Raw genomic sequence first — 23,132 nt, forward strand, 5'->3', positions numbered from 1 at the left:
GGCCTGACCACGCACTTACCACCCGAAAGTTTGGAGAGCCCGCGATGAGCGCCCCCGCCAACCCTGCCCCAGCAGCCCCGATCCGGGTCGCTGCCGGGACGACCGCAGGGCAGGCGGTTCGCGACGCCGGCTTGCCTGCCAGGGGGGAACCAGACGCCGTCGTGGTCGTACGCGACCCCGACGGGCGACTGCGTGATCTGGCGTGGGTCCCCGACGCCGACATCGAGGTCACCCCCGTTGCGGCCGACACCGAGGACGGAAGAAGCGTCATCCGCCACTCGGCCGCCCACGTCCTCGCCCAGGCGGTGCAGGGGCTGTTCCCCGATGCCAAACTCGGGATCGGCCCGCCCATCACCGACGGCTTCTACTACGACTTCGATGTCACCGAGCCTTTCACCCCCGAAGATCTCGAGGCGCTCGAGAAGCGGATGCGTCAGATCGTCAAGGAAGGCCAGCTGTTCTCCCGCCGCGTCTTCGAGTCCAAGGACGAGGCCCGCGACGAGCTCGCCGGTGAGCCCTACAAATTGGAACTCGTCGACGACAAGTCCGGCGACCCCGAGGTCATGGAGGTCGGTGGGGACGAGCTCACCGCCTACGACAACCTCAACCCCCGCACCCGCGAACGGGTTTGGGGCGACCTGTGCCGCGGGCCGCACATCCCCACCACGCGCTACATCCCGGCGTTCAAACTGACCCGCAGCTCGGCGGCGTACTGGCGCGGCGATCAGAACAACGCGAGCCTGCAGCGCGTCTACGGCACCGCCTGGGAGTCGCAGGAAGCGCTCGACCGTCACCTCGAGCTCATCGAGGAAGCGCAGCGCCGCGACCACCGCAAGCTCGGCGTCGAGCTGGATCTGTTCAGCTTCCCCGACGAGATCGGTTCGGGCTTACCGGTATTCCACCCCAAGGGTGGAATCGTGCGTCGCGAACTCGAAGACTACTCGCGCCGCAAGCACATCGAGGCCGGCTACGAGTTCGTCAACACCCCGCACATCACCAAGGCGCAGCTGTTCCACACTTCCGGACACCTGGACTGGTACGCCGACGGCATGTTCCCGCCGATGCAGATCGACGCCGAGTTCAACGAGGACGGCACGGTGCGCAAGCCGGGCCAGGACTATTACCTCAAACCGATGAACTGCCCGATGCACTGCCTGATCTACCGTGCCCGGGGCCGGTCCTACCGCGAACTCCCGTTGCGCGCCTTCGAGTTCGGTGCGGTGTACCGCTACGAGAAATCGGGTGTGGTCCACGGGCTGACCAGGGTGCGCGGGCTGACGATGGACGACGCCCACATCTTCTGCACCCGGGATCAGATGCGCGACGAGCTCAGGTCGCTGCTGAGCTTCATCCTCGAGTTGCTCGGCGACTACGGGCTCGACGACTTCTACCTCGAACTGTCCACCAAGGACCCCAAGAAATTCGTCGGTTCCGACGAGATCTGGGAGGAGGCCACCAACACGCTGGCCGAGGTGGCCGCCGAGTCTGGGCTCGAACTGGTGCCCGACCCGGGGGGCGCCGCGTTCTACGGCCCCAAGATCTCGGTGCAGGCCCGCGACGCGCTCGGTCGCAGCTGGCAGATGTCGACCATCCAGCTCGACTTCAACTTCCCGGACAGATTCGAACTGGAGTACACCGCCGCCGACGGCACGCGGCAGCGGCCGGTGATGATCCATCGCGCGCTGTTCGGCTCGATCGAGCGGTTCTTCGGCATCCTCACCGAGCACTACGCCGGCGCTTTCCCGGCCTGGCTGTCCCCGGTGCAGGTGGTCGCGATCCCGGTGGCCGACGGCCACGTCGCCTACCTCGACGACGTGGTGGCACAGCTGCGCAAGCGCGGCATCCGCGCCGAGGTCGACGCCAGCGACGACCGGATGGCCAAGAAGATCGTCAACCACACCAACCAGAAGGTGCCGTTCATGCTGCTCGCGGGCGACCGCGATGTGGAGGCTGACGCGGTGTCATTCCGGTTCGGGGACCGCACGCAGATCAACGGCGTCCCACGTGACAAGGCGGTCGAGGCGATCGTGGACTGGGTTACGCGCCGCGAGAATGCCACGCCCACTGCAGAACTCGTCGTCGTCGACACAGATGCAGGCGAGGGGTGACGTGGATCCCGAGCACACGATCGTAGACCGCGGGGTCGGCGACCCGGACCATCTGCAGCGGCTGTGGACGCCGCATCGGATGTCCTATATCGCCGAGGCGCCGATGAAAACCGGACGCGCGACCACCACCGAGCCGTTCAGCGACATCCCGACGATGTCCGACGAAGACGGTCTCGTGGTCGCCCGCGGTGAACTGGTCTACGCCGTGCTCAACCTCTACCCGTACAACCCCGGCCACCTGATGGTGGTGCCGTACCGCAGGGTCTCCGAGCTCGAGGACCTCACCATCGAGGAAGGCGCGGAGTTGATGGCATTCGCGCAGATGGCCATTCGGGTCATCAAAGCCGTCTCGCAACCACACGGTTTCAACGTCGGCCTCAACCTCGGTCACTCGGCGGGCGGCAGCCTGGCTGAGCACCTGCACATGCATGTGGTGCCGCGCTGGGGCGGTGACGCCAACTTCATCACGATCATCGGTGACTCCAAGGTCATCCCACAGCTGCTCAGGGACACCCGTCAGCTGCTCGCCGCCGAGTGGGAGAACCAGCGTTGAGCGACTTCTACCTGATGACCCGGGCGGCCTACGCGAAGCTGTCGCGACCGGTGGCCAAAGGCGCGCTGCGGCTGGGTCTGACCCCCGACAGCGTCACCATCCTCGGCACCGCAGGCGCCGTGCTGGGCGCGCTCATCCTGTTCCCCATCGGACAGTTGTTCGCCGGCGCCCTGGTGGTCGCGTTCTTCGTGCTCGCCGACATGCTCGACGGGGCGATGGCCCGCGAACGGGGCGGCGGCACCCGGTTCGGTTCGGTGCTCGACGCCACCTGCGACCGGATCAGCGACGGCGCGTTGTTCTGCGGGTTGCTGTGGTGGGCCGCGTTCGGGCGTGACAGCGCCGAGTTGGTGGTCGCGACGATGATCTGCCTGGTGTCCTCGCAGGTCATCTCGTACATCAAGGCCCGCGCGGAGGCCAGCGGCCTCAGCGGCGACGGCGGGCTGATCGAGCGGCCCGAGCGGCTGGTGATCATCTTGCTGGGTGCATGGTTGTCCGACCTGCCGTTCGTCAGCCTGCCCTGGGTGCTCGACATCGCGATGTGGGTGCTGGCGCTCGCCAGCGTGGTGACGGTGGGCCAGCGGTTGCACAGTGTGCGGGTCTCCAACGGCGCGATGGAGCGCCTCGCGAGCGCCGAGACCAGTGAGAAACCCGAGACCACCGAACAATGACACCGCACCCGGCCGGCTCGAACAGCAGTCGCGGTGGCCTCATCCCGTCCCCGGGCGCATGGGGTGGCTACCTCACCGACTGGGGGTATGCCGCCGGTTGGCGACTGGTGCGCGCTGCCCCGGAGATCGTGGCGCGCAATGCCTTCGGCGTCGGCGCTCGATACTCCGCGCGCAACGGTGGACCCCAGCAGCTGCGCAAGAACCTGGCACGGGTGATCGGGGTGGCGCCCGAGCAGGTGCCGGACGCGTTGATTCGTGATTCGCTGGCCTCCTACGCCCGATACTGGCGGGAGGCCTTTCGGTTGCCATCGATGGATCACGCGGAGCTGGGTCGGCGCCTGAGCGTCAACGACATCGACTTGGTGTGGTCGGCGTTGGAGGACGGTCGGGGAGCGGTCCTGGCGTTGCCGCACAGCGGCAACTGGGACATGGCCGGTGTCTGGCTGGCGCAGAACCACGGCTCCTTCGCCACGGTTGCCGAGCGACTCAAGCCCGAATCGCTGTACAACCGGTTCCTCGCCTACCGGGAGAGCCTGGGCTTCGAGGTGGTTCCGCTCTCGGGCGGCGCGCGGTCACCGTTCGACGTGTTGTCCGACCGGCTCCGCGACAACGGCGTGGTGTGTCTGATGGCCGACCGCGACCTGACGCGCTCCGGAGTGCAGGTCGACTTCTTCGGTGAGCCGACCCGGCTGCCCGCGGGCCCGGCCAAGCTCGCGCTGGCCACCGGTGCGGCGTTGTTGCCGGTGCACTGCTGGTTCGAGGGGGACGGGTGGGGCATGCAGGTGTATCCCGAGCTGGACACCGCCTCGGGCGACGTCACGACCATCACCCAGGCGCTTGCGGATCGGTTCGCCAGCAACATCGCCGCGCATCCCGCTGACTGGCACATGCTTCAGCCGCAGTGGCTCGAGGACCTGTCCGACGAGCGCAGGGCGCGGCTGGAGGCCACCTGATGCGCATCGGCATGGTCTGCCCGTACTCGTTCGATGTCCACGGCGGCGTGCAGGCGCACGTCCTGCAGCTCGCCGAGGTGATGCACCGCGATGGGCACGACGTCAGCGTGCTCGCGCCGGCGTCGGCCGAAGGGCACGGCTCCCTGCCGGATTACGTGGTCTCCGGTGGAAAGTCCGTTCCGATCCCGTACAACGGCTCGGTGGCCAGACTGCGCTTCGGGCCGGCCACCCACCGCAAGGTCAAGAAATGGCTCAGGGAAGGCGAATTCGATGTGCTGCACCTGCACGAGCCGAATGCGCCGAGCCTGTCCATCCTGGCGCTGAACATCGCCGAGGGACCGATTGTCGCGACGTTTCACACCTCGACGACGAAGTCGCGGACGCTGTCGGTGTTCGAACCGTTCCTGCGGCCGATGAACGAGAAGATCGTCGGCCGTATCGCGGTGTCCGATCTGGCCAGACGCTGGCAGATGGAAGCGCTCGGCAGCGATGCCGTCGAGATCCCCAACGGCGTCGACGTCGCATCGTTCGCCTCGGCGCCCCGCCTGGACGGATATCCACGTCCCGGCAAGACGGTGCTGTTCCTCGGACGGTTCGACGAGCCGCGCAAGGGCATGAGCGTGCTGATCGGTGCCCTGCCCGCCGTCGTCGAGCGGTTCCCCGACGTCGAGATCCTCGTCGTGGGCCATGGTGAGGTCGACGAGCTTCGCGACGATGCCGGTCCGCTGGCCGATCACCTGCGTTTCCTGGGCCAGGTCACCGACGCCGAGAAGGCGTCGGCGTTGCGCAGTGCGGACGTGTACTGCGCCCCCAACACCGGCGGGGAGAGCTTCGGCATCGTGCTCGTCGAGGCGATGGCCGCGGGCACCGCTGTCGTGGCCAGTGACCTGGACGCGTTCCGGCGGGTCCTGAGCGACGGAGACGCCGGGCGGTTGGTGCCGGTCGACGACTCGGCGGCGCTGGCAGCGGGCCTGATCGAGGTGCTCACCGATGACGCCCTCCGGACGCGCCTCGTCGACTGTGCGACCGAAGCGGTGCAGCGCTACGACTGGTCGGTGGTCGCCAAGCAGATCATGCGGGTGTACGAGACGGTCGCGGGTGCCGGGGTGAAGGTGAAGGTCGCCACATGATTCCGTGGGTGACCGCGGTGGTGATCGCCGTCGTGCTCGCGGCGGTGTTGCTGGTGGGCGCCTGGGCCTACCAGACCGCCAACCGCCTGGACCGGCTGCACGTGCGCTACGACCTGTCATGGCAGGCCCTCGACGGTGCGTTGGCCCGGCGGGCGGTGGTGGCGCGCGCGGTGGCGGTGGACGCCTACGGCGTGGGTCCGGAGGGCAAACGGTTGGCCGCATTGGCCGACGCCGCCGAGCGGGCGCCGCGGTCGGGCCGCGAGGCCGCCGAGAACGAACTGTCGGGAGCGCTGGCGCGGGTGGATCCGGCATCGCTGCCGCCCGCCCTGGTGGCCGAATTGGCCGACGCAGAGGCCCGCGTCCTGCTGGCGCGACGCTTCCACAACGACGCGGTTCGCGACACTCTGGCGCTGCGCGAGCGGCCCGCGGTGCGCGTCCTGCGACTCGGCGGAACAGCCGCGCTGCCAACCTATTTCGAGATCTCCGAGGGCGGGGCGCGGTCGACGCGCGAGGAGGTCCCGGTGAACAGGCGCACGTCGGCGCGGGTCGTCCTGCTCGACGACTCCGGCGCCGTGCTGTTGCTGTGCGGCTCGGATCCGGCCGCCGCGGGTGGGGCTACGCCCCCACCGCGGTGGTGGTTCACGATCGGTGGTGCAGCCCAAGCGGGGGAGTCGCTGGCCCAGACTGCGGCCCGCGAACTCGAGGAGGAGACCGGTCTGCGGGTGGCCCCGGGCGACATGGTCGGTCCGGTCTGGTGCCGCGACGCCGTCATCGACTTCAACGGGTCGGTGATCCGCAGCGAGGAGATGTACTTCGTGCACCGGACGACCCGCTTCGAACCATCGGACTCCGGTCGGTCCGGTCTGGAGCGGACCTACATTCAGGATCACCGGTGGTGCGATGCGACAATGATCGGCGAACTGGTCGCCAACGGCGAGACCGTGTACCCGGTGCAGTTGGGCGAGCTCCTCGACGAGGCGAGCGCGCTGGCCGACACCGTGGATGCGGCACCAGCGAGGCCGCTGCAATTGATCAGGTGACATGCGGTGTCGGCACGCGTGCCCACCGGATCAATCGCATTTGCGGTCGCATCTAGACTGGATCAGTAGCGATTGAAGGAGATCACGGTGGAATCCGAAACGCCTGGGGCAGGCCTGGGGGCATCACCCGCTCGCGGCACAGCGCGGGTCAAGCGCGGCATGGCCGAGATGCTCAAGGGTGGCGTCATCATGGACGTCGTCACCCCGGAGCAGGCCCGCATCGCCGAATCCGCGGGGGCCGTCGCAGTGATGGCGCTCGAACGCGTCCCCGCAGACATCCGCGCCCAGGGTGGGGTGTCGCGGATGAGCGATCCCGACATGATCGAGGGCATCATCGCCGCCGTCACGATTCCGGTGATGGCCAAGGCGCGTATTGGGCACTTCGTCGAGGCGCAGATCCTGCAGAGCCTCGGCGTCGACTATGTCGACGAGTCCGAGGTGCTGACGCCGGCGGACTACGCCCACCACATCGACAAGTGGAAGTTCACCGTCCCGTTCGTGTGCGGGGCGACCAACCTGGGTGAGGCGCTGCGCCGCATCACCGAGGGCGCGGCGATGATCCGGTCCAAGGGTGAAGCCGGCACCGGGGACGTGTCCAACGCCACGACGCACATGCGCAAGATCGGTGGCGAGATCCGTCGGCTCACATCGTTGTCCGAAGACGAACTGTACGTAGCCGCAAAGGAATTGCAGGCACCATTCGACCTCGTCGTCGAGGTGGCGCGGGCCGGCAAGCTGCCTGTCACGCTGTTCACCGCCGGCGGCATCGCCACACCGGCCGATGCGGCGATGATGATGCAACTGGGGGCGGAAGGCGTCTTCGTCGGCTCCGGCATCTTCAAGGCCGGCAATCCCGCGGAGCGGGCCGCCGCGATCGTCAAGGCGACCACCTTCTACGACGATCCCGACGTGCTGGCCAAGGTGTCGCGTGGGCTGGGCGAGGCGATGGTCGGAATCAACGTGGAAGACATCGCGCAGCCGCACCGGCTCGCCGAACGCGGCTGGTGACGTCGATGAGCGCTTGCGCGAAGAGCAAACGGTAGATGGCGATCGAGGAGATCCTCGATCTGGAGCAGATCGAGGTCAACATCTACCGCGGTGGTGTCTTCAGCCCGGAATCCGGGTTTCTGCAGCGCACGTTCGGCGGCCACGTCGCAGGCCAGTCGCTGGTGTCCGCGGTGCGCACCGTCGACCCGAGATACCAGGTGCACTCGCTGCACGGGTACTTCCTGCGGGCGGGTGACGCGCGGTCGCCGTCGGTGTACACCGTGGAACGGATCCGCGACGGCGGCTCGTTCTGCACCCGCCGGGTGACCGCGATCCAGCACGGCGAGACGATCTTCTCGATGTCGGCGTCGTTCCAGACCGACCAGAGCGGCATCGAACATCAGAACACGATGCCCGCCGCTCCGCCGCCCGACGACATCCCCGACTTCAAGTCGGCCAGCAAGGTGTTCGACGACGCCAGCTTCCGGCAGTTCGACGAGTGGGACGTGCGGATCGTGCCGCGCGAACTCCTGGGGGTGCGCGAGGGCAAGGCCTCCCAGCAGCAGGTGTGGTTCCGGCACCGCGATCCGTTGCCCGACGATCACGTCCTGCACATCTGCGCGCTGGCCTACATGAGTGACCTGACGCTGCTGGGTTCGGCTCAGGTCAACCACCCTGAGGAGCGCAGGCACCTGATGGTGGCGTCGCTGGATCATGCGATGTGGTTCATGCGCGCGTTCCGGGCCGACGAGTGGCTGCTCTACGACCAGTCATCCCCGTCGGCCTGCGGCGGACGGTCGCTGACCCAGGGCAAGATCTACAACCGGTACGGCGAAATGGTCGCGGCGGTGATGCAGGAGGGTCTGACCCGCTACGCCCGCGATTTCACGCCCGGCCGCGGGTGAGCCCGCGCATCGGTGTTCTCGCGCTGCAAGGTGATACCCGCGAGCACCTCGCCGCGTTGCGTGCCGCCGGCGCCGACGCATCGACCGTGCGGCGTGCCGCCGAACTCGACTCGGTTGACGCCCTGGTGATTCCGGGCGGCGAGTCCACCACGATGAGCCATCTGCTGCGTGTGTTCGAACTCCTCGAACCGTTGCGCACCCGACTGGCCGACGGTATGCCCGCCTACGGGTCGTGTGCCGGGATGATCCTGTTGGCCACCGAGATCCTCGACGCGGGCGTGCCCGGCCGTGACGCCACTCCGCTCAATGCAATCGATATGACCGTGCGCCGCAACGCTTTCGGCCGCCAGGTTGATTCCTTCGAGGATGACATCGATTTCGAGGGGCTCGATGGGCCCCTGCACGCGGTGTTCATCCGGGCACCGTGGGTGGAGCGTGTCGGTGCGGGCGTGGAAGTGCTCGCGCGGGCGGCCGGACATCCCGTCGCGGTGCGCCAGGGCCGCATGCTCGCGACGGCGTTTCATCCCGAGGTCACCGGCGACCGCCGCGTACACCAGTTGTTCGTCGAGATGGTCATCGACCGCGCCTGAAATCTCTAGGACGGTGCGATCGCCGCGATCAGGCTGTCGGTGAGGTCCTCGGCAGTCGTGTCCCATTTGTCGTTGCTGAGCAAGCCGCTCTGTTCCAGGCCGGCCGCACCGTGCGCGCCGGTCAGGAGGATGGCCGCGCACCGTTGGGCGTCCTGTTCGCCGACGACCGCGGTGACGATGACAATGAACTCATCGCACATGCGTTGCGCGGCCCGGACTATCGCGGTTGGGTCCGATGCTGGGGTGGTGAACATCAGCTGGTATCGATAGGGCTGTTGGCGGCTGACCTCGATGACGCTGAGCAGGGCCGCGCGCAGCTTGTCGGCGGGTAGCAGCTGCGCGTCCGTCTGAAGGGCGTGCATGCGGTCACCGATGTGGTTCCAGCTCTCGGCAGCAACCGCCGTGAGCAAGCTCTCCTTGTTCGCGAAGTGCCGGTAGGGCGCACCGCGGCTGAGACCTGTACGCGCAGCTACCTCGCGCAGCGTCACGGCATCGGGGCCACCGCTGTCGAGCAGTTCGGCGGCATCCTCGAGCAGCGCGCGGCGTGTGGCGGCGGCTGATTCGATGCGGCTGACCATGCCCCCCATTTTATGTTGACATTGTCATCTGTCAGCGTACCCTCGTCGAGATGACAATGTCATCTGAAATCCAGGAGATCGTCATCGTCACGGGTGCGTCGACCGGCATCGGCGCGGCGGCGGCACGTGAACTGGCCCGGCGGGGGTTTCATGTCCTTGCAGGTGTCCGCCGCGACCAGGACGCCGCTGCCATCCGGGGGCCGGATATCGAGCCGCTGATCCTCGACATCACCGAACCCGACCACATCGAGGCGCTGGTCACTCGGGTGAACGGCGATCCGCAGCGCCGGGCAGTCCGGGCGCTGGTGAACAACGCCGCCGTCCAGGCCAACGTGCCGATCGAAGCCTTTGCGATCGACGAATGGCGACGCATGTTCGAGGTCAACCTCTTCGGCCAGATCGCCGTGATCCAGGCGCTGCTGCCTGCCCTCATGCGCAACAGGGGTCGCGTGGTGAACATCAGCTCCGTGGGCGGCAAGGTCGCGATGGCCACCTACGGTCCTTACGCGGCAACAAAATTCGCGCTCGAAGCCGTCAGCGACTCGTTGCGACGCGAAGTCGCCGCGTTCGGTGTCAGCGTCGTCGTGATCGAACCGGGCGCCGTACGCACGGAAATGCTCGGCCGGGCGATCGCTACCGCCGGCGAGCTGGTGTCGGCGATGACGCCGGAACAGAGCCGGCGCTACGGTGATCTGGTGCACGCCGTGAACGCACAGGCTGTGTCGTCCACGAAGTCAGGGCTGCCCGCTGAGGCCGCGGCCAAGGTGATCGGCAAGGCGGTGACGACGCGCAAGCCGCGGACTCGGTACCCGGTCGGCCGCGAAGCCGCGATGATCCGCTGGCTGCCGTTCCTGCCCGATCGAATGCTCGACCGCGTCTTCGCCGCCGCTCTGCGTCCCCATTTTCCCGACGAAACCAACATCTGAGCGGAAAAGATCATGCGGGTCGTTGCCTTGACGCCACCATTGCGGGTGGTGACAGGGGCGTGACCCGCCATCACGGCGAATTCTACTTGTGCGTCAGTGAATTCAGCGGATCGGCAGGCCGGTGATGGCGCGTGCCATCACCAGACGCTGGATCTCGCTGGTGCCCTCGAAGATGGTGAAGATCTTGGCGTCGCGGTGCATCCGCTCCACGGGGTAATCGCGGGTGTAGCCGTTGCCGCCGAGGATCTGGATCGCCTCGTCGGTGACGTAGACGGCGGTCTCGCTGGCCACCAGCTTGGCCATCGACCCCTCGGCCGAGGTGAACTCCTTGCCGTTGCGGGCCATCCAGCCGGCGCGATAGACCAGCATGCGGGCGGCGTCGATGCGCGCTTTCATGTCGGCCAGCTTGAACGCGACCGCCTGGAACTCGCCGATCTTGCGTCCGAACTGCTCACGCTCGCAGGCATAGTCGCGGGCGTACTCGTAGGCGCCTCTGGCTACACCGACGGCCATCGCGCCGACCGTGGGCCTGGTCCGCTCGAAGGTCGCCATCGCGGCCTGCCCGGCGGCCTTCTTGCCGTCGCGGACCTTCGCGATGCGCGCGTCGAACTTCTCCTTGCCGCCGATGATGAGGCGGCCGGGGATGCGCACGTCCTCGAGCACCACCTCGGCGGTGTGGGAGGCGCGGATACCGTGCTTGAGGAACTTCTGGCCCTGGCTCAGCCCCTTGGTGCCCGGCGGGATGATGAACGACGCCTGACCGCGGGTGCCCAGCTCCGGGAAGACGGAGGCGACCACCACGTGGACGTTGGCGATGCCGCCGTTGGTGGCCCATGTCTTGGTTCCGTTGAGGACCCACTCGTCGGTGGCCTCGTCGTACCGGGCGCGGGTGAGGATCGCGCCGACATCGGAGCCGGCGCCTGGTTCTGACGAGCAGAACGCCGCGACCTTGGGTTCGTCGATCGAGCCGAACATCTGCGGGACCCACTCGCCGACCTGTTCGGGAGTGCCGTTCGCGGCCACCGAGGCCGCGGCCAGGCCGGTGCCGAGGATGGCCAGCGCGATGCCGGCATCACCCCAGAACATCTCCTCGAAGACCACGATCATGCCCAGCCCGGAAGGTTCGGCGGTCTGCTCGGCGAACAACTCCATCGAGTAGAGGCCGACTTTGGCGGCCTCCTGGATGATGGGCCACGGCGTCTCTTCGCGTTCGTCCCATTCCGCGGCCGCGGGCCGGATCACGTCGGCGGCGAACTCGTGCACCCAGTCCCGGACGTGGATCAGGTCGGGGGACAGGTCGAGGGAAAACGTCATGGGCGGCATCTTACTTCTCGGTAAGTTTGCTTTCGTCCACTGTGACCGAAAGAACACCTGCCTCTTCGCCGTTCAGTACCGGCAGCAGAAGCCGCGACGCCGAGTGAATGGTGTTCAGGCTGCTGGTTCCCACGCTCGCATGGCGGAAGTTCATGATCGCCGGAGTGCCCCGATTCTGATCGTCGCTGGTGAGTACGAGACGGATCCGGTGGCCCGCCGAGAAGCGACGGGCGTTGGTGACCAACGGGATTCGATAGTCGACTTGTTCGCCGACGGGGACCGCGATGGCCCCGGTGCAGGGCAGCGCCGGAGCGCCGTCGCGGCTCGCGGCCTCGTCGATCGACCGCAGGCTCGCGCGAAGCCATCCGGCGGTGACGTCGACGACCTCGCCGTCGGGCGACACCTCTTGCAGCGTCGCCATCCAGGCGGTGTCCATCGCGGTTGCCGACGCCACCAGGCGCAGTTCGATGGGGCCGGCGACGTCGAGATCCCCGGCCAGTGCTTCCGATGTCCACGCAAGCATGGACAGCGGATCGATCGGGCTGGCCTTGGCGCGGTTGAGTCCGGCGCCGAGAGTGAGGTACTCGCGCGCCCCGGGCGGGCCTTCGACCTCGGAGAGTCCACCGTCGGCGCGCAAAGCCAGTCGGTGGTGGTGTGCATCCGGAGGCCAGCTCAGGCTGGTGCGCCAGTCGTCGGCGCCCGGCAGCACGTAGCGGATCGGCGGCCCATCCATGATCCCGGTGTCGACGCCCTTGAGCCAGTGGTCGTACCACGCGAGCGCCTCGGTGTGCAGGCTCTCCCACGGCCAGGTCAGACCGAACTGTCCCAGTAGCGCCATCCGCACATTCGGGTTGTGCGCCAGGGCATCCCAGGCTGTGAACGTCGAAGGCAGGTGTAGCGGTACGTTCTCCCAATCGCAACCGAGGTAGACCGGTATTTCGATGTTGCGCAGCAGTGGCAGCAGGTTGCGGTCCTCCCACCACTCATCGCGCAGGGGATGTCGGACCATCGTCTCCAGCCACAGGTCATCCCAGGGATGCGGACTGTGCGGCAACTTGAGCAGCTCGCGCATCATCGTGACGGCCCCCTCGCCGTTCATGGTGGAGAACTTGCGGTGCAGCCTGGGGGTGTTGAGGATTCGTCGCGCCGCCGCAATGACCGGGTTGCGCCGCCAGAACGCGTCGCTGCGATCCGAGGTCAGCCCCATCATCGCCAGAAACGGCGTGATGAAGGTGGCGCTGGCCAGGCCGTGGTGGGAGGCGGCGTCGTAGAGATCGGCGGTCACCGCCACGGGAAAGATCGCCTCGAGGTGCGGCGGGCGCTCGACGGCCGCCTCCAACTGGGTCATCGCGAAGTAGCTGATGCCGATCATGCCGACGTGGCCGTCGCACCAGGGCTGCGCCGCCGCCCACTCGACCAGGTCGTACATGTCTTGACGTTCCTGCGGGTCGAAGAAGCCGAACGTACCGCCGGAGCCGCCGGTGCCTCGGACATTGGCGATCACGTGCGTGTAGCCGCGCGGCACCCAGAAGTCGGTGGCGCCCGCCTCGATGAAACCGGCGGGTGCGCCGAGGTCCTGCATCTGACGGGGATAAGGCGACGCCGCGATGAGCGCCGGAAATCTCCCGTTTGTGTCGGGACGGTGGATGTCGGCGAGCAGGGTGACCCCGTCGCGCATCGGCACCGCGACGTTGTCGACGCGTCGGATTCCGTACCGGGGTCGGCTGAGATTCCGGTAGTGCCGTCCCGTGGTCTGCGGGCCGTTGAGCTGGCGTTCGTGGCGCGGCATGGTCTCACGCTACGACGCCGACCGATCGGCGACGACGAGATCGTCGATGCGGTCTCGGCCAACCCGCAGCACCACATTCCGCGCGATCTCAGGGCACCAACGTGACGTCGGCGCGGTGCGGTCCACGTAGACTCGTCGGGTTGCCACCGATCGAGATGAGCGAGGTAGTTCCGCATGAGCGGCCATTCCAAGTGGGCCACCACAAAGCACCAGAAGGCCGTCAAGGACGCACGCCGCGGCAAGGAGTTCGCGCGGCTGATCAAGAACATCGAGGTGGCCGCCCGCACGGGCGGGGGTGACCCTGCCGGCAACCCGACGCTGTACGACGCCATTCAGAAGGCCAAGAAGACGTCGGTGCCCAACGACAACATCGAGCGCGCCCGTAAGCGCGGCGCCGGTGAAGAGGCGGGCGGTGCGGATTGGCAGACGATCATGTACGAGGGTTACGGCCCCAACGGTGTCGCGGTCCTGATCGAATGCCTGACCGACAACCGCAACCGCGCTGCCGGTGAGGTCCGCGTGGCGATGACCCGCAACGGCGGCAACATGGCCGACCCCGGATCGGTGTCCTACCTTTTCTCCCGCAAGGGTGTGATCACGCTCGAGAAGAACGGCCTCTCCGAGGACGACGTACTGACCGCGGTGCTCGAAGCCGGCGCCGAGGATGTCACCGATCTCGGCGATGGCTTCGAAATCGTCTGTGAGCCAACCGATCTGGTTGCAGTGCGAACCGCGTTGCAGGACGCGGGCATCGACTACGACTCAGCCGACGCGGGATTCCAGCCGTCGGTGTCGGTGCCGGTCGACGTCGAGGGGGCCCGCAAGGTTCTCAAGTTGATCGATGCGCTCGAAGACAGCGACGACGTGCAGGACGTCTACACCAACATCGAAATCCCCGACGAGGTCGCCGCCGCCCTCGACGAGGACTGAGGCGACCCGGCCAGATCGGAAGCGGTGCGGTCATGGCGAAGGTGAAAGATCTCGACGGCACCACATGGATCGTGCGTCGCTGGTGGTGGCGGGCGATCCCGTGGGAGACCGGTTTCGCGACGCTGGACATGGTGATCCTGCTCGTCATGCTCCCGTTCATGGCGCTGTGGCCGTTCTGGCTGGTGGCGAAATGGCTGGGGATGCCGTGGACGATCGTGATCGAGCGCGACGGTGTGGAGGTCGACCGCGAGCGGGTACGCGGTTGGCGCAGGTCCGGTGAACGGATCAGGGAATTGGCCGACTCGGCTCAGGCACGCGGGCAGGGCGACGACGGCGACCGACGGGACGTGGAGCAGACCGCCACCGAGCTCCACTGACGGATCGGGAACTCCGTCGCGCCGCGATGGCCGCGTGTCCCTGCCCGTCGCTGTCGCAGGCAGAAGCTAAGCTCTCGAACAAATGTTCTGACGAAGGGGCTGGCGTGCGGGTGATGGGAGTCGATCCCGGCTTGACGCGGTGTGGGCTGTCGGTCATCCAGAGCGGCAAGGGCCGACAGGTGATCGCACTCGACGTCGACGTCGTGCGCACCCCGGCTGAACAACCGCTGGCACACCGTCTGCTGTCGATCAGCGATGCCGTCGAACACTGGATGGACACCCACCGACCCGACGTGATCGCGATCGAGCGGGTGTTCGCCCATCAGAATGCCTCCACGGCGATGGGCACCGCCCAGGCTGCCGGGGTGATCGCGCTGGCCGCGGCCCGCCGCGACATCGACGTCCACTTCCACACGCCCAGTGAGGTCAAGGCCGCCGTCACCGGCAACGGCCGTGCCGGTAAATCTCAGGTCACCGAGATGGTCACCAGAATCCTCACGCTGCAACAGAAGCCGACGCCGGCGGATGCTGCCGACGCCCTGGCGCTGGCGATCTGTCACTGCTGGCGGGCACCGATGATCGCCCGGATGGCGGAGGCAGAGGCCATGGCCGAAGCGCAGCGGCGCAAATATCAGGCCACCCTCAAAGCGGCGAAGACGGAGGCGAAGTCGGTGCCGGGCCGGATGTCTCGGAGCGCGACGTGATCGCCGCCGTTCGGGGTGAGGTCCTCGACATCGCCCTCGACCATGTGGTCATCGAGGCGGCCGGTGTCGGCTACAAGGTAATGGCGACCCCCGCAACGCTGGCCGCCCTGCGTCGCGGCGACGAAGCCCGGCTCATCACCGCGATGATCGTCCGCGAGGACTCGATGACGTTGTACGGCTTCGCCGATGCCGACGCCCGCAACCTGTTCCTGACGCTGATCGGGGTGTCGGGGATCGGGCCGAGCATCGCACTCGGTGCGCTCGCGATGTACGACGGCCCCACGCTGCGGCAGGCGATCGGCGACGGTGACGTCACGGCACTGACCCGAATTCCCAAGGTGGGCAAGAAGACCGCGGAGCTGTTGGTGCTGACGCTGCGGGACAAGGTGGGGGTGGTGACCTCGACCGGCTTCACCGCGGTCGGTGGGCACAGCGTCCGCGGCCCGGTTGTGGAAGCGCTCGTCGGGCTCGGGTTCGCGCTCAAGCAAGCCGAGGAAGCCACCGACAAGGTCCTCGCCGACGAACCCGACGCCACCCAGTCGAGCGCGTTGCGATCGGCGTTGTCGATGCTGGGCAGGAAGTGATGGGTCGATTCGACGAGGAAGAGCACGAGGACACCACCGACCGTGAGGTGTCCGCGGCGCTGACGGTCGGCGAGGGTGACATCGACGCCAGCCTGCGGCCGCGCTCGCTGGGTGAGTTCATCGGTCAGCCGCGCGTCCGCGAGCAGCTGCAGCTGGTACTCGAGGGTGCCAAGAACCGCGGCGGCACTCCCGACCACATCCTGCTGTCCGGGCCGCCGGGTCTGGGGAAGACCTCGTTGGCGATGATCATCGCCGCCGAACTCGGCACCTCGCTGCGCGTCACGTCCGGACCCGCGCTGGAGCGCGCCGGGGATCTGGCGGCGATGCTGTCCAACCTCGTCGAGCACGACGTGCTGTTCATCGACGAGATCCACCGGATCGCGCGTCCCGCCGAGGAGATGCTCTACCTGGCGATGGAGGACTTCCGCGTCGACGTCGTGGTCGGGAAGGGTCCGGGCGCCACGTCGATCCCGTTGGAGGTCGCGCCGTTCACGCTGGTCGGCGCTACCACCCGATCGGGCGCGCTGACCGGCCCGCTGCGTGACCGGTTCGGGTTCACCGCGCACATGGACTTCTACGAGCCCGCCGAACTGGAGCGGGTGCTGGCGCGCTCGGCAGGCATCCTCGGCATCGAGCTGGGCTCGGACGCCGGATCCGAGATCGCCCGCCGTTCCCGGGGCACCCCGCGCATCGCCAACCGGTTACTGCGACGGGTGCGCGACTACGCCGAGGTGCGTGCCGACGGCATCATCACCCGCGACATCGCCAAGTACGCACTGGCCGTGTACGACGTCGACGAGTTGGGCCTCGACCGTCTCGACCGTGCGGTGCTCTCGGCGCTGACGCGCAGCTTCGCGGGCGGCCCGGTGGGGGTGTCGACGCTCGCGGTCGCGGTCGGGGAGGAAGCCGCCACCGTCGAGGAGGTGTGCGAGCCGTTCCTGGTGCGCGCCGGGATGATCGCGCGCACTCCGCGCGGGCGTGTCGCGACCGCACAGGCCTGGACCCACCTCGGTATGACGCCGCCCAGTGGGGTGCCGGGTCTTGGGCAGACCGGCTTGTTCGAATGACGTTGATGAGAAGAGGGTCAGAGACAGGGCTGGCGGCGTAGCCTCACCAGCGTGATCTGGCGCCGGTTCGGCGTGTTGACAGCGGTGCTCGTGGTCGCTGTGGGGTGTGCCCGCAGCACTGCCGATCCGGGCGCCGCGGTCCCGGGTGCGGTCGATATCGGTGAGGGACGCGCGTTGTTCCTGGACTGCCAGGGGTCGGGCTCGCCGACGGTGTTCATCATCCCCGGCATGGGTAGCTACGCCGAGGCCTGGAATTACGTCGTCCCACCTGACGATCCGACGTGGTCGTCGCCGTACGACGACATCGAGCGGGCGTCTTTGATTGCCAGTCCCGAGGCGGCCCAGCCGACCGTCGCGCAGACGACGCGGGTCTGCGCCTATGACCGGCCCGACACCCGCCCCGACGGAGGGCAGCGGTCCACGCCGGTGCCGCAGCCCCACCACCTGCAGCAGGACGTCGACGACGTCATTGCGTTGATCGCCGCCGCGGGCCTGACGGGTCCGTTCGTGTTCGTCGCCCACTCGTACGGCGGCCTCGTGCTCGATCTGCTTGCGCGGCAGCATCCCGACCGGGTGTCGGGGCTGGTGTTCGTCGAACCCACATCGGAGTTCCTGCCCTCGATCGGGAGCCCGGCGCAGAACGACGCCTTCTACGTCAGTGGCCGCGAGGGGCGCGCGCCAAGCGAGAGCGTCTGGTTCGAGGACGCTTTCGCGGCGATCGAGGCTGCGCCGACGCTTCCCCGGGTGCCGGCGGTCGTCCTCAGCGCCGATCGGTTCCCGCCGCCCGAACAGCTCACGCCCGAGAACTACACGCAGGCTCAGATCCACCAGGCCAACAGCATGCTCGCCGCCGCGTTGGGCACCGGCAACGTCGTCGTCGAGGGCAGCGGGCACAACATGATGCTCTATCAACCGCAGGCAGTGGCGGACGCCGTCGTCACAATCGTCGACCAGGTGCGCTGAGGCTACCCGCGCTGCGCACGGTAGCCCGGTCTCAACCCGGTAACCATCCGTACGTTGCCGTTTGGTCGACGGGTGCTCGGGTACCCCGCACACCACGACCGAGGAGGCACAATGAACGACACGGAACGCCCGCACGGGGGCCGGCTGAAGATCAAGCGCAGCCGCGGTGCCGCCAGCGGCTTCCTCCTGATACTGCTCGGCCTGTGGGGTGCGCTCGTCCCGTTCGTCGGTCCGTACTTCGACTTCGCGTTCAGTCCCGATCAGCCCTGGGCGTGGACGAACGGCCGAGGCTGGCTGGAGGTGCTTCCCGGAGCGGTCACGGTGGTCGGCGGCCTGCTGATGCTGGCTTCGCGCAACCGCGCGACAGCGATGCTCGGCAGTTGGCTGACCGTCGCCGCGGGCGCCTGGTTCGTGGTGGGCCGTGCCCTGGCCGGCCCGCTCGGTCTGGGAAGCGTCGGTTCGCCGGTCGCGGCCAACGAAACCAAGCAGGTGTGGCTGGAGCTGACCTACTTCTACGGCCTCGGCGCCGTCATCGTGTTCCTCGGAGCGCTTGCACTGGGCCGTTTGTCGGTGCGCAGTGTCCGCGATGTCGAGTACGCCCAGCGGCCCGTCGTCGTCGACGAGCACGCCGCGGTGACCTCGACCGGCGAACAGCCTGTTGTCGTCCCCGCCTCGAGCACCGGCTCGCAGCCTGTCACCGGGACCGCGGCCCCGCCGGTGACCGCTGATGAGAGGCCCGCTCGACGCCGCGGCTGGCGCAACATGTTCCGCGGTGGTGGCAGCGACCGCAAGCTGGTCGATCGCTGACCCTGTGACAGGGGAGTCCCGGTCGTGCACCTCGAGGGGTGACGATCGGGATCTTCCCTGTGGTCGATCTCACCGCGCCGGCGTGCCGGGTGAGGCGCGTCGGGCCGCTAGCGTGGTTTGAGTAGTCTGGCTAACTTCTGCATTCGGGGCTGGGCTCTCGACCACGATCAGGAAGCTGAGATGACCGCGATACTGCATTCGCAGCGGCTGTGGGAGCTTGTGACGGCCCGACTGGCCGAACACCATGCCGATGACGTGGCCGGCATCGTTCTCGGTCCGCGTGTCCGTGACCTCTGTGCCGCCCTCGGCGTGCCGGTGCGTGACTGGTGGCAAGTATCGCACTGGATGGACCGGCGCGACCACGACCACCACCACACCGAAGGCCACCACCACACCGATGTACTCGGTGCGTACATCGATGTGATGGTGGCCGATCGGTGCGTACGGCCGGGCGACGATCTGGTGTCCGACCTCGTCGCGTTCGATGTCGACGACTGCGGCCTGACCGCCGACGACATCCGAACGATCATCGTCGAGTTGATTTCCGCCTAGAGTCGCCGATCCGAGCTCACAGCAGTCCGAGCAACTGCAGATCGGTGACGTACTTGACGATCACCTCTCGTGTCACATGCGGAATGTCCTTGTCCGGACCGATTTTGGCGTCCTGTACTGCGGTGCGGAACCTCTCCGTCGGCGCGATCGAGCCGCGGATCGGTGTTTCCGGCCGCTGGTAGTTGTGCAGCAGCGGCAGGAGCGAGGCTTGACGCTGACGATCGGGTAGCGCGTGGACCGCCATCGTGAAGCGCTGCAGCCACCCGGCGTAGTCGCCGACGCGCTGGAGTGGATATCCGGCATCGATGAGCCAGTCGACGAATTCGTCGAGTCCGATCCCGTCGTCGTAGGGGTTCATCACGTGGAAAGTCTCGAATCCGTCCATCACGTGAGAGCCCAGCGTGGAGATCGCCTCGGCGATGAATTCCACCGGGAGACCGTCGTAGTGCGCACGTGGGCGGTGACCGGAGGCGTCGAGTGCGTAGAACGACCCGGGTGCGACGCCGGTGGCGACGAGGCTGAGTATCAGCCGGGTGAACATGTCGGGCAGGTTGAGCTGGCCCGCGTAGGTCGTGTCCGCCAGGATCATGTCGCAGCGGAACACCGAGACCGGCAACCCGCACAGGTCGTGTGCCTCCCGTAACAGCACCTCGCCGGCCCACTTGCTGTTCGAGTAGCCGTTCGCATAACTGTCGTCGACGCTTCGTGTCGCGCTGATCGCCCGGATGTCGCCGTCTTCGGTGAACCCGCCGGGCTCGATCCCGGCGCCGACGCCGATGGTCGACACGTAGACGAACGGCTTCTGCCTCGTGGTCAGCGCGAGGCGGATCAGCTCTGCGGTGCCCAGCGCATTGGGGCCGAACAGCTGGCTGTAGGGCAGCACGTGGTTGACCAGGGCTGCCGGGTCGACGATGAGATCGACGGTGTCGGCCAGCCGCCGCCATGTGCGGGGGTCGAGCCCGAGGTCGGCTTCGCCCTTGTCGCCGGCGATGACTTCCAGATGGTCGGCCGCGAGCTCCCGGTAGTGTTCGAGCAGTTTCGGATCGCCGCTGTCAAAGGTCCTGTCGAGCCGATCACGCGCCGCGGCATCGTCTTTCGCGCGGACGAGGCACACCACGGTGCCGCCGACCAGATGCATCCGCTCCAGCCACTCCAGCGCGAGGTAGCGGCCGAGGAACCCGGTCGCCCCGGTCAGCAGGACGGTGCGGATCTCGGCGCTCGGGCCCGGCAGTGACGGGGCGTCTGCCAGGGTCTGGGAGTCGACGAACTTGTCGAGCGTCAGATCGCCGGCGTGCGCGCGGGGCGCGTCGCGCCCGTGGACGGAGGCGAAGGTCGGCCTCGCGCTGCCCGGTTGCCGCTCGGTCTGGATGTAGGTGGCCAGCGTCTGCAGATCGGAGGCGGGGCTGACGATCACCCCGACCGGCACGTCGACATCGAAGATGTCACCCAGCAGGTTGCCGAATGTCAATGCGGACAACGAGTCTCCGCCGAGATCGGTGAAGTGGGCGCCGGGCTTCAGCTCGCCGGCAGAGGCCCCGAGCAGCGCTCCCGCAGCCCGCACCACGGTCTCGAGCACCGGCCGGTCAGCGCCGGTGGTGCGCAGCTCGCGCAGTTCGTCGGCCTGGCCGTCGGCCAGTTCGGAGTAGAGCAGTTCCAGTCGATCCCCGTACTGCGCCTTCAGTCTCGGCCGGGCCAGCTTGCGGATGCCGGTCAGCAGTCCGTTGTCGAGAGTGAAGGGTGTCGTCTCGATGATGAAGTCCCGGGGGATCTCATAGGACTGCAGACCCGCCGCCCTGGCGGCGTCCTGAAGCGAGTCGTTGACCGCGGTTTTGACATCGTCTCGGTGCAGCGCCTCGTCGGTAGGGACGATCACCGCCAGCAGGTAGGCGCGGGCGCTGTTGCCGTACAGGTAGATCTGACGGATCAGCGGACTGTCACCGAACACGGCCTCGAGGGCGGAGACGGTGACGAACTCGCCTTGTGAGAGCTTCAGCACGTTGTTGCGCCGGTCGACGTAGACGAGGTGGTCGGGTGCTGTCTCGGCGACGACGTCCCCGGTGCGGTAGTAGCCGTCGGCGTCGAACATCTCGGCGGTGACCTGAGGCCGCTTGTAGTAGCCGGGAAACAGGCTGTCGGACTTGACGAGTAGTTCGCCACGAGGGTGTGGGCGGTCGGTGCGGAAGTATCCGAGATCGGGGACGTCGACGAGCTTGTAGTCGACGACGGGCGGTCGCTGGATCTGGCCGTCGACGAAGACCGCACCGGCTTCGGTCGAGCCGTACCCGTCGATCAGATGGATGTCGAGAAGCGTTTCGACAAAGGTGCGCATCTCGGAGGAGAGTGGCGCCGAACCCGTCATAGCTGACACGTACCGGCCACCGAGCAGGCTCTGTCGCAGTTCGGCGAACACCGCGTCGTCGTCGCCCGGGCGTTGGTCGAGCTCCTTGCGGACCTCGGCGTAGATCGTGTCCCAGATCCTCGGCACAAAGGACAGCTGGGTGGGCCGCACCAGCGCGACGTCTTCCAGGAAGGTCGAAAGATCGCTTCTGGCAGCAAAATACGCGGTGCCGCCGGCGCCGAGCGTGCCGTAGAGCATCGCTCGACCCATCATGTGGCTCATCGGCAGGAAGTTCAGGGTGATCGACGGATGCGCGCCTTGGTCGCCCCAGCTGGCGCGGGTGGATTGGCGCCATGCGTTGGCGACCAGGTATTCGGTGTACATCGCGCCCTTGGGGGCGCCGGTGCTGCCGGAGGTGTAGATCAACAGGGTCAGCGGGTTGGGATCGGCGGAGACGTGAGGCGGGCGCCCGGGTGATCTGCGTCCGCGGTCGATGACGTCGGCGAGGGTGTCGATTGTGATGCTTCGGCCGGCCTGCGACAGCTGCGCGGTCGCGTCGGCCAACGCATCCCGATGGTCGTCGAGCTGTGGGTGGTGGTCGAAGACGACCAGCCCGGAGACGGTCGGGCTGCCGAGCGCCAGCTCAACCGCATCAGCGAGATGGTCGACGGCCGAGGCGATCACGACCGGTTCGGTCTCGGCGACGATCGGCTGCAGGGTCGCAGCCGGCGCACTGGTCTGCAGTGGCACCGACACCGCCCCGTGCGAGGCCAGCGCCATGTCGATGGTGGTGTAGTCCACACTGGTGAATCCGAGAATCGCGACACGATCGCCGGGGTGCACTTCGGTCATCGCGTTCGAGATCGCGTGGACTCGGTCGGCGACCTCGGCGTAGGTGATGGTGTCGAAGTGTGGCAGTAGTTCGGCGGAGGTGCGGCCCGTCCGGGGGTCTTCGACCAAGTGCACAGCGCGCTGGCCGAGCGCGGGCCGCTCGGCGTATCCGTCGAGCACCGCCTGCATGAGCGCAGGGAGCCGTATGTCGCGCGGTTCGATGGCGTGGGAGATTTCCTCTTTGGGCAGGGCCTGCGCGAACTGCGGGTCGGTGTGGTGCAGATCGGCGACGCGGCGGGCCAGCCGTTCTTCTCGAGTGTTGGTCGACATCAGAAGTCCTTGAGCAATATCGGGGGAGTGGGGGCGCGACGCTGCGCCTACCGAAAAACTACGTTAGTAAAACTAACTTTATTCCGGTGTGGGGGCTGTCAGCGCTGT

The 23,132-nt window shown here is 67.5% G+C and carries 23 protein-coding genes; 18 read left to right on the forward strand and 5 right to left on the reverse strand.

The annotated features are described in order from the left end of the window. The first annotated feature begins 44 nt into the window (after positions 1-44). The 9 genes from thrS to pdxT all read left to right on the forward strand — a co-directional run bounded on the left by thrS (position 45) and on the right by pdxT (position 8,934). Complete coding sequence (gene thrS, locus ABDC78_RS12395; RefSeq protein ID WP_178358410.1) at positions 45-2,108, forward strand: threonine--tRNA ligase; 2,064 nt, start codon at positions 45-47, stop codon at positions 2,106-2,108. Then, entirely contained in the window at positions 2,092-2,661 is a 570-nt protein-coding gene (locus ABDC78_RS12400) for an HIT domain-containing protein (protein ID WP_178358522.1), read from the forward strand. Before thrS ends, ABDC78_RS12400 begins: the two co-directional genes overlap by 17 nt. After that, positions 2,658-3,329, forward strand: a complete 672-nt coding sequence (gene pgsA / locus ABDC78_RS12405) for a phosphatidylinositol phosphate synthase (protein ID WP_306172911.1) — start codon at positions 2,658-2,660, stop codon at positions 3,327-3,329. The genes ABDC78_RS12400 and pgsA overlap by 4 nt, the downstream gene beginning before the upstream one ends. Then, entirely contained in the window at positions 3,326-4,282 is a 957-nt protein-coding gene (locus ABDC78_RS12410; protein ID WP_178358411.1) for a phosphatidylinositol mannoside acyltransferase, read from the forward strand. Before pgsA ends, ABDC78_RS12410 begins: the two co-directional genes overlap by 4 nt. Then, positions 4,282-5,412: a glycosyltransferase family 4 protein gene (locus tag ABDC78_RS12415; RefSeq protein WP_178358412.1), complete on the forward strand. Its 1,131-nt coding sequence runs from the start codon at positions 4,282-4,284 to the stop codon at positions 5,410-5,412. Before ABDC78_RS12410 ends, ABDC78_RS12415 begins: the two co-directional genes overlap by 1 nt. Then, entirely contained in the window at positions 5,409-6,452 is a 1,044-nt protein-coding gene (locus ABDC78_RS12420) for an NUDIX domain-containing protein (protein WP_178358413.1), read from the forward strand. Before ABDC78_RS12415 ends, ABDC78_RS12420 begins: the two co-directional genes overlap by 4 nt. Before the next feature lie 159 nt (positions 6,453-6,611). Further along, positions 6,612-7,460, forward strand: a complete 849-nt coding sequence (gene pdxS / locus ABDC78_RS12425) for a pyridoxal 5'-phosphate synthase lyase subunit PdxS (RefSeq protein WP_256736024.1) — start codon at positions 6,612-6,614, stop codon at positions 7,458-7,460. 35 nt (positions 7,461-7,495) lie between these two features. Further along, on the forward strand, positions 7,496-8,344 hold the full coding sequence (gene tesB, locus ABDC78_RS12430; protein ID WP_178358415.1) for an acyl-CoA thioesterase II: 849 nt from the start codon (positions 7,496-7,498) through the stop codon (positions 8,342-8,344). Then, complete coding sequence (pdxT, locus tag ABDC78_RS12435) at positions 8,341-8,934, forward strand: pyridoxal 5'-phosphate synthase glutaminase subunit PdxT (protein WP_178358416.1); 594 nt, start codon at positions 8,341-8,343, stop codon at positions 8,932-8,934. The genes tesB and pdxT overlap by 4 nt, the downstream gene beginning before the upstream one ends. 5 nt (positions 8,935-8,939) lie before the next feature. Here the strand turns inward: pdxT and ABDC78_RS12440 are convergent, their stop codons facing one another. Continuing rightward, complete coding sequence (locus ABDC78_RS12440; protein ID WP_178358417.1) at positions 8,940-9,512, reverse strand: TetR/AcrR family transcriptional regulator; 573 nt, start codon at positions 9,510-9,512, stop codon at positions 8,940-8,942. Between the two features lie 50 nt (positions 9,513-9,562). On the opposite strand from ABDC78_RS12440, the gene ABDC78_RS12445 reads away from it, so the two are divergent. Continuing rightward, positions 9,563-10,438, forward strand: a complete 876-nt coding sequence (locus ABDC78_RS12445) for an SDR family NAD(P)-dependent oxidoreductase (RefSeq protein ID WP_256736013.1) — start codon at positions 9,563-9,565, stop codon at positions 10,436-10,438. 102 nt (positions 10,439-10,540) lie between these two features. On the opposite strand, the gene ABDC78_RS12450 is transcribed toward ABDC78_RS12445, so the two are convergent. The 3 genes from ABDC78_RS12450 to ABDC78_RS12460 are packed head-to-tail and all read right to left on the reverse strand — an operon-like array spanning position 10,541 to position 13,688. Then, entirely contained in the window at positions 10,541-11,752 is a 1,212-nt protein-coding gene (locus ABDC78_RS12450; protein ID WP_178358418.1) for an acyl-CoA dehydrogenase family protein, read from the reverse strand. Positions 11,753-11,762: 10 nt separating this feature from the next. After that, complete coding sequence (locus ABDC78_RS12455) at positions 11,763-13,541, reverse strand: CocE/NonD family hydrolase (RefSeq protein WP_178358419.1); 1,779 nt, start codon at positions 13,539-13,541, stop codon at positions 11,763-11,765. A gap of 9 nt (positions 13,542-13,550) precedes the next feature. Next, positions 13,551-13,688, reverse strand: coding sequence for a hypothetical protein (locus ABDC78_RS12460; protein ID WP_178358420.1), 138 nt, complete (start codon positions 13,686-13,688; stop codon positions 13,551-13,553). A 27-nt stretch (positions 13,689-13,715) separates the two neighbouring features. On the opposite strand from ABDC78_RS12460, the gene ABDC78_RS12465 reads away from it, so the two are divergent. From ABDC78_RS12465 to ABDC78_RS12500, 8 genes are all read left to right on the forward strand, one after another. After that, positions 13,716-14,471, forward strand: a complete 756-nt coding sequence (locus ABDC78_RS12465) for a YebC/PmpR family DNA-binding transcriptional regulator (RefSeq protein WP_178358421.1) — start codon at positions 13,716-13,718, stop codon at positions 14,469-14,471. 32 nt (positions 14,472-14,503) lie between these two features. Further along, positions 14,504-14,848, forward strand: coding sequence for a hypothetical protein (locus tag ABDC78_RS12470; protein ID WP_256736014.1), 345 nt, complete (start codon positions 14,504-14,506; stop codon positions 14,846-14,848). A 104-nt stretch (positions 14,849-14,952) separates the two neighbouring features. Continuing rightward, on the forward strand, positions 14,953-15,552 hold the full coding sequence (gene ruvC / locus ABDC78_RS12475; RefSeq protein WP_178358422.1) for a crossover junction endodeoxyribonuclease RuvC: 600 nt from the start codon (positions 14,953-14,955) through the stop codon (positions 15,550-15,552). Continuing rightward, the gene (gene ruvA, locus ABDC78_RS12480; protein ID WP_178358423.1) at positions 15,549-16,136 is read left to right on the forward strand and encodes a Holliday junction branch migration protein RuvA; all 588 of its coding nucleotides are present in this window, start codon (positions 15,549-15,551) and stop codon (positions 16,134-16,136) included. The genes ruvC and ruvA overlap by 4 nt, the downstream gene beginning before the upstream one ends. Further along, complete coding sequence (ruvB, locus tag ABDC78_RS12485; protein ID WP_178358424.1) at positions 16,136-17,203, forward strand: Holliday junction branch migration DNA helicase RuvB; 1,068 nt, start codon at positions 16,136-16,138, stop codon at positions 17,201-17,203. Before ruvA ends, ruvB begins: the two co-directional genes overlap by 1 nt. Positions 17,204-17,254: 51 nt before the next feature. Continuing rightward, positions 17,255-18,166, forward strand: a complete 912-nt coding sequence (locus ABDC78_RS12490) for an alpha/beta hydrolase (RefSeq protein WP_347133449.1) — start codon at positions 17,255-17,257, stop codon at positions 18,164-18,166. Between the two features lie 111 nt (positions 18,167-18,277). Continuing rightward, positions 18,278-18,973: a hypothetical protein gene (locus tag ABDC78_RS12495; RefSeq protein WP_178358425.1), complete on the forward strand. Its 696-nt coding sequence runs from the start codon at positions 18,278-18,280 to the stop codon at positions 18,971-18,973. Positions 18,974-19,153: 180 nt separating this feature from the next. Continuing rightward, the gene (locus tag ABDC78_RS12500) at positions 19,154-19,525 is read left to right on the forward strand and encodes a hypothetical protein (RefSeq protein WP_178358426.1); all 372 of its coding nucleotides are present in this window, start codon (positions 19,154-19,156) and stop codon (positions 19,523-19,525) included. Positions 19,526-19,541: 16 nt separating this feature from the next. On the opposite strand, the gene car is transcribed toward ABDC78_RS12500, so the two are convergent. Further along, positions 19,542-23,024, reverse strand: a complete 3,483-nt coding sequence (gene car / locus ABDC78_RS12505) for a carboxylic acid reductase (protein ID WP_178358427.1) — start codon at positions 23,022-23,024, stop codon at positions 19,542-19,544. Between the last annotated feature and the right edge of the window lie 108 nt (positions 23,025-23,132).

It is taken from the genome of Mycobacterium sp. DL, assembly GCF_039729195.1.
Classification (GTDB): domain Bacteria; phylum Actinomycetota; class Actinomycetes; order Mycobacteriales; family Mycobacteriaceae; genus Mycobacterium; species Mycobacterium hippocampi_A.

Excerpts from the sequence above, each read along its gene's own strand:
- ABDC78_RS12445 (WP_256736013.1), top strand. The coding sequence starts at position 9,563 with ATGACAATGTCATCTGAAATCCAGGAGATCGTCATCGTCACGGGTGCG.
- ABDC78_RS12465 (WP_178358421.1), top strand. The coding sequence starts at position 13,716 with ATGAGCGGCCATTCCAAGTGGGCCACCACAAAGCACCAGAAGGCCGTC.
- ABDC78_RS12440 (WP_178358417.1), bottom strand. The coding sequence starts at position 9,512 with ATGGTCAGCCGCATCGAATCAGCCGCCGCCACACGCCGCGCGCTGCTC.
- ABDC78_RS12450 (WP_178358418.1), bottom strand. The coding sequence starts at position 11,752 with ATGACGTTTTCCCTCGACCTGTCCCCCGACCTGATCCACGTCCGGGAC.
- ABDC78_RS12455 (WP_178358419.1), bottom strand. The coding sequence starts at position 13,541 with ATGCCGCGCCACGAACGCCAGCTCAACGGCCCGCAGACCACGGGACGG.
- car (WP_178358427.1), bottom strand. The coding sequence starts at position 23,024 with ATGTCGACCAACACTCGAGAAGAACGGCTGGCCCGCCGCGTCGCCGAT.
- ABDC78_RS12470 (WP_256736014.1), top strand. The coding sequence starts at position 14,504 with ATGGCGAAGGTGAAAGATCTCGACGGCACCACATGGATCGTGCGTCGC.
- tesB (WP_178358415.1), top strand. The coding sequence starts at position 7,496 with ATGGCGATCGAGGAGATCCTCGATCTGGAGCAGATCGAGGTCAACATC.
- ABDC78_RS12495 (WP_178358425.1), top strand. The coding sequence starts at position 18,278 with ATGAACGACACGGAACGCCCGCACGGGGGCCGGCTGAAGATCAAGCGC.
- ABDC78_RS12415 (WP_178358412.1), top strand. The coding sequence starts at position 4,282 with ATGCGCATCGGCATGGTCTGCCCGTACTCGTTCGATGTCCACGGCGGC.
- pdxS (WP_256736024.1), top strand. The coding sequence starts at position 6,612 with ATGGCCGAGATGCTCAAGGGTGGCGTCATCATGGACGTCGTCACCCCG.
- ABDC78_RS12410 (WP_178358411.1), top strand. The coding sequence starts at position 3,326 with ATGACACCGCACCCGGCCGGCTCGAACAGCAGTCGCGGTGGCCTCATC.
- ABDC78_RS12500 (WP_178358426.1), top strand. The coding sequence starts at position 19,154 with ATGACCGCGATACTGCATTCGCAGCGGCTGTGGGAGCTTGTGACGGCC.
- ABDC78_RS12420 (WP_178358413.1), top strand. The coding sequence starts at position 5,409 with ATGATTCCGTGGGTGACCGCGGTGGTGATCGCCGTCGTGCTCGCGGCG.
- thrS (WP_178358410.1), top strand. The coding sequence starts at position 45 with ATGAGCGCCCCCGCCAACCCTGCCCCAGCAGCCCCGATCCGGGTCGCT.
- ABDC78_RS12400 (WP_178358522.1), top strand. The coding sequence starts at position 2,092 with ATGCAGGCGAGGGGTGACGTGGATCCCGAGCACACGATCGTAGACCGC.
- ruvB (WP_178358424.1), top strand. The coding sequence starts at position 16,136 with ATGGGTCGATTCGACGAGGAAGAGCACGAGGACACCACCGACCGTGAG.